This is a genomic window from Hymenobacter coccineus (assembly GCF_001816125.1).
Classification (GTDB): domain Bacteria; phylum Bacteroidota; class Bacteroidia; order Cytophagales; family Hymenobacteraceae; genus Hymenobacter; species Hymenobacter coccineus.
Genome location: NZ_MDZA01000173.1, coordinates 1 through 4,662 on the forward strand (window position 1 = coordinate 1; position 4,662 = coordinate 4,662).

A 4,662-nucleotide genomic window follows, 5' to 3' on the forward strand; every position below is an offset into this window, starting at 1 on the left:
CACCACTGCTGCTGCCGTCGCGGCTGGGGCGCTGGGGCCGGCCCGCGGGGCCCTTGGGCCGGATGATGCGCTCGCGGCCGTTCAGCTCCACGGGGCGCACGTGCGATGTGGTGAAGGGATGGTCGGTTTCCAGGTCAATCTGGCGGTTGATGAGCTTCTGGATGTCCTGCAAGTAGGCGCGCTCCTCGTCTTCCACAAACGAAAAGGCCGTGCCGAAGGCCCCGGCGCGGCCCGTGCGGCCGATGCGGTGCACGTAGGTTTCGGGCTCGTTGGGGATTTCGTAGTTGATGACGTGGGTCAGCTCGTCCACGTCGATGCCGCGGGCGGCAATGTCAGTAGCCACCAGCACGCGGGTGCTGCCGGCCTTGAAGTTCGACAGGGCCCGCTGGCGGTGGTTCTGGCTCTTGTTGCCGTGGATGGCTTCGGCCACAATCTCGTACTGGGCCAGGGCCTTCACCACTTTATCGGCGCCGTGCTTGGTGCGGGTAAACACCAGCACGCGGCGAATCTCCTGGTCCTTGAGCACGTGGCGGAGCAGGGCGGGCTTGTTGTTGCCTTCCACCAAAAACACCGATTGCGTCACAGTGTCGGCGGTGCTGCTCACCGGCGTCACGGCCACGCGCACCGGGTTGGGGCGCAGGATGGTGCTGGCCAGCTCCTGGATTTGGCCCGGCATGGTGGCCGAGAAAAACAGCGTCTGGCGCTTGGTAGGCAGCTTGGGCAGGATGCGCTTGATGTCGTTGATGAAACCCATGTCGAGCATGCGGTCGGCTTCGTCGAGTACGAAAATCTCCACGCCGCGCAGGTCCACAAAGCCCTGGTTCATGAGGTCGAGCAGGCGGCCGGGAGTGGCGATGAGCACCTCCACGCCGCGCTGCAGCTGCGCTACCTGCGGGTTTTGGCCCACGCCGCCGAAGATGACGGTGTGGCGGATCTGGGTCAGGTGGCGGCCGTAGGCCCCGAACGATTCGTTGATTTGGATGGCCAGCTCGCGCGTCGGCGTCAGCACGAGGCAGCGGATGCGGCGGGGGGCCTGCTTCTCGAGCTGCGCCGAGCGGTGCAGCAGCTGCAGGATGGGCACGGTGAAGGCGGCGGTTTTGCCGGTGCCGGTTTGGGCCACGCCCAGCAGGTCGTGGCCTTCAAGCACCTGCGGGATGGCCTGCGCTTGAATGGGGGTGGGGGTAGTGTAGCCTTCCTCGGTCAGGGCCTTGAGGATGGGGTCAATCAGGTTTAATTCGCTAAACGTCATAAAGGGGGTTGGGTACGCGAAACTAGGTATCGGGTTGAGGGGCAGCGGCTCCGGGGGAGCCGCCGGCGGGGCCTGGCGCAGTAGCACAGGCGGGCATGGCCGCGCTGGAGGGCCAGGCGCGGGCGGGGGTGGCGGCTCGTCGGAGGCCGCCGCATTCCCTGAAACAGGAGAAGTTGGGGTGAGGTGCGCTTACTTGCGGAGGCAGCCGAGGCGCGGGGCTTTGCCCGGCGCAGCCGGGCGGCGGGCTGCTCCGACGGCGGCCCTGGTTTCCACAAAGGTACAACACAGCTTCCCCCCCCCATGCAGATTACCGACCGCAAGCGCGTCTTTACCGGCCACTACAAGATTGACGAGCTGGCCGTGCGGGCCCCCAACGGCCAGGAGTTCACACGCGAGCAATTCATCTTCGGCAACGCCGTGGCGGCGCTGGTCTTCGACACCGCGCGCCAGCTCTACGTGCTCACCCGGCAGTTTCGCTACGGCCCCGAGCGCGAGGTGCTCGAAATCGCCGCCGGCATGATTGACCACGACGACACGCCCGACGCCACCGTGCGCCGCGAAATCCACGAAGAGCTGGGCTACGAGGTCGATGCCCTCACCCACATTGCCACCGTGTACTCCACGCCCGGCGCCAGCACCGAAACCATCGCCATCTACTACGCCGAGGTGAGCCGCCAGACGGGCCCCGGCGGCGGCATGGCCGGCGAAAACGAGCACATCGACATCATCACCCTGGACTGGGATGCCCTCACCGCCGAGCTCTTCCAGGACGCCAAAACCCTGGTGGCCGTGCAGTGGGCCCGGCTGCGGCGGTAGCGGGTGCTACCAAGGGGCCCTTGGATAGTGGCTGGATGCGCCTGAAAAATGTTTTCGGCACGCTGGTTTCGAGCGGCCTAGTGAATAGGGAAGCCTAATAGGCCCACATGAACGAAATTGAGCTGTTCTGAAGTTTCGCCAAAAGCCACCTCCACCAGTTTGTTGGTGTACCTAGAGCAAATTCTGGGTCAGTGTACACTTTGTATTCGGCTGGCTCCCCCCCTCCTTTTCGGAGATGGGGCCGGGGGGTGAGGCGAATGCTTGGATGAACATGTACACTGACCCGGAAACTGCTCTAAGCATTCCTTTCTGCTGCATTTGAAAGCGTGCGGGTTTCGTATTAATCAGCGCTACCAAAATATTTACAAATTCTTACGCAAAGAATTTTGTCAACGGCTTTTAAAAGCTGATTCTGCTTCCCGTGTTCCTGTCAAAATAATTTTATTAGAGTTCCCACCCCGTGATCCCTCATGTTTTGGTATTGTTCCCCATCCACTTTTTTAATAAAAATTTTACTTGAATTGTACGTTTGGTTGGATATATATCGCCTAAAATTGATTACTATGTGCTTGTCTTCACATGTTGCTATAAATTCATAGTAAGGGCTAATGCCATTCATTTCGGGCAATGTGATACAATTACTAGTAGGAATTTCTTGCGTATTGTAATCACCCGCAACAATTACAAAGCCTCTTTTGAAATAGGCAAAATATTCTACTAAAGTGAAATTTTCACTGCAATCGGATAATTGATATTTGGTAAATTTATAGTTGGGTCTTAGCAGGTACCAAACGGACCAGGCCATTGCCAACAGCGGCAGTACGAAAAAATACTTTTTCATTCGTAAAATTTCACTTGGTTGATGCCTTGGGAAAATACTGGGTATTATTTTTGTAACCCGGATTGAATAGCCTTAAAAGTGAGTGGGTCTGTAGGCTTTCCTATTCATTGGGCCACTCGAAACCAGAGGAATAATTAACTGGTAGTGAGACTTCTCACAATTCTATCCTTTGCCAGATAACATCTAGGGGCCCGGAAATTGAGCTACTCCATAAACGCGGACATTGTATCAGTTCCCACCGTTTATCATCTCTCCGCCGCCCGGATTCGCTAAATATCAAGCGTGTTCTAGAATAAGCTCGGCCGAAATGCCCAGCTTTTGGTGCAGCCGCTTGGCAAGGTCCAGATTGATGGTGCGTTTGCCGTCTAGCACTTCGCTCAGGCGGCTGTTAGCCACGCCGAGCAGGGCCGCCAACTCCTGTTTCTTCAGGTGCCGCGCCACCATTTCCCGCTCCAGGATGCCCACCAGCGAGGTGGGCGCGACGGGGCGGTGACCGTGGCCGTTTTCGTATTCGTTGGCGGCGTGGCCCAGGGCTTTGATTTCATCTAGGGCCCCGGGCTCGTGGTCGATGAGGTATTCCAACTGCGTCATGGCCGCCCGGTATTCCTTTTCAGTGTGCAGAATGCGCGTCATAGCGTAACTAAGAAAAGCAAAATTTCCGGATAGTATAAGAACACTTACACTATCCGGAAATACGATTTGTAATTCTGTACGCAGTACTGACGATGCTTGCCTACCTCCTAGCCCTAATATTCAGGGCCCCGCCGGGGCCCTACTGCACCGGCGGCACCGTTACGAGGTACTCGAACGCTAGGTAGAGCTTGGCGTCGCCCACGCGCACCTTCAGCTCCTGGAGCTCAACTTTAGGCAGGGGTAGCAAGCCCTGGGCTTGGTAGAGGTCGCGGCCAAAGAAGCGGCCGGGGGTGGCGGGGGGCACTATTTTGAATACTTCCTGCCCGGCTTTGTCGGTGGCCACGATGACGAGGTTGCTCAGGTTGGCGCTGCCGGGGCCCTTGCGGCGAATGGTGACCTGGAGCGCGCCGCCGGGGGGCAGGGCGGCCAGGCGGCGCTGGTAGGTGGTGTCGGCCCAGGTGTGCAGGCGGCGCAGCTCGTCGATTTCCGTCAGCATCTGGGCGTAGGGGCGGTAGGCCAGGCGGGTGTAGGTGCCGTTCACGTCGGCTTCCTCGTCGGTGTTCTTGGTCACGTTCTGCACGGCCGGCGATTCGGCGTCGCGCTGCGCGAACACGTAGTGGCGCTTGTTGGTGATAAACTTGCTGATATCGGGGCCCTGGGCGCGGGCGGTGCCAGCGGTGCCTAGCCCCAGGCCGGCAATAAATAACAGGCCGCGCAGGGACCGGGTGGTAGCGTTGTGCATTAGATAAAGATAAAATAGGGTAGAAGCCAGAGGGTATTCCCTGATGAATAAAAAAGGTCAAAATTACCTCGTTTCAGCCCGTAAAGAAACAATTGCCGCCGCAAATTATTCAGCGGGGGCCCTATATAGTCCTTGTTTTTTTACCAAAACGTAACTCATCCGTAACCGCAGCGTCACACGGGCGGCCGAAATTTGAGGAATAGGTATTCTTCCTTTTCTTAACCGTTTGCGCCATGCATTTTCCGGCTCTGGTTTCGTGGGGGCGCCGCCTGGGGCGCTGGTTTTTTTACGAGCTGTTTCAGCTGGCCCTGGGCGTGGCCTTTGGGCTGCGGCTGCTGAGCAGCCTGCGCTCGGCGCTGGGTGGCGGCGGGCGCACCAACG

General features: G+C 58.7%; 5 protein-coding genes. 1 reads left to right on the forward strand and 4 read right to left on the reverse strand.

From position 1 onward, the window contains the following. Positions 1-1,249: DEAD/DEAH box helicase (locus BEN49_RS11335; protein WP_070743434.1), on the reverse strand; the 1,249-nt coding region annotated here is incomplete at its 3' end. Positions 1,250-1,549: 300 nt separating this feature from the next. Here BEN49_RS11335 and BEN49_RS11340 point away from each other — a divergent pair. Next, positions 1,550-2,065, forward strand: a complete 516-nt coding sequence (locus BEN49_RS11340; protein WP_070743437.1) for an NUDIX domain-containing protein — start codon at positions 1,550-1,552, stop codon at positions 2,063-2,065. Positions 2,066-2,495: 430 nt separating this feature from the next. Here the strand turns inward: BEN49_RS11340 and BEN49_RS26820 are convergent, their stop codons facing one another. The 3 genes from BEN49_RS26820 to BEN49_RS11350 all read right to left on the reverse strand — a co-directional run bounded on the left by BEN49_RS26820 (position 2,496) and on the right by BEN49_RS11350 (position 4,281). Next, positions 2,496-2,906 (reverse strand): hypothetical protein, encoded by a 411-nt coding sequence (locus BEN49_RS26820; RefSeq protein ID WP_125916764.1) that lies wholly within the window; start codon positions 2,904-2,906, stop codon positions 2,496-2,498. Positions 2,907-3,182: 276 nt separating this feature from the next. Next, entirely contained in the window at positions 3,183-3,539 is a 357-nt protein-coding gene (locus BEN49_RS11345) for a helix-turn-helix domain-containing protein (RefSeq protein ID WP_070743440.1), read from the reverse strand. Positions 3,540-3,678: 139 nt separating this feature from the next. Then, positions 3,679-4,281, reverse strand: a complete 603-nt coding sequence (locus BEN49_RS11350; RefSeq protein WP_070743443.1) for a hypothetical protein — start codon at positions 4,279-4,281, stop codon at positions 3,679-3,681. Positions 4,282-4,662 lie beyond the last annotated feature (381 nt).

Excerpts from the sequence above, each read along its gene's own strand:
- BEN49_RS26820 (WP_125916764.1), bottom strand. The coding sequence starts at position 2,906 with ATGAAAAAGTATTTTTTCGTACTGCCGCTGTTGGCAATGGCCTGGTCC.
- BEN49_RS11340 (WP_070743437.1), top strand. The coding sequence starts at position 1,550 with ATGCAGATTACCGACCGCAAGCGCGTCTTTACCGGCCACTACAAGATT.
- BEN49_RS11350 (WP_070743443.1), bottom strand. The coding sequence starts at position 4,281 with ATGCACAACGCTACCACCCGGTCCCTGCGCGGCCTGTTATTTATTGCC.
- BEN49_RS11345 (WP_070743440.1), bottom strand. The coding sequence starts at position 3,539 with ATGACGCGCATTCTGCACACTGAAAAGGAATACCGGGCGGCCATGACG.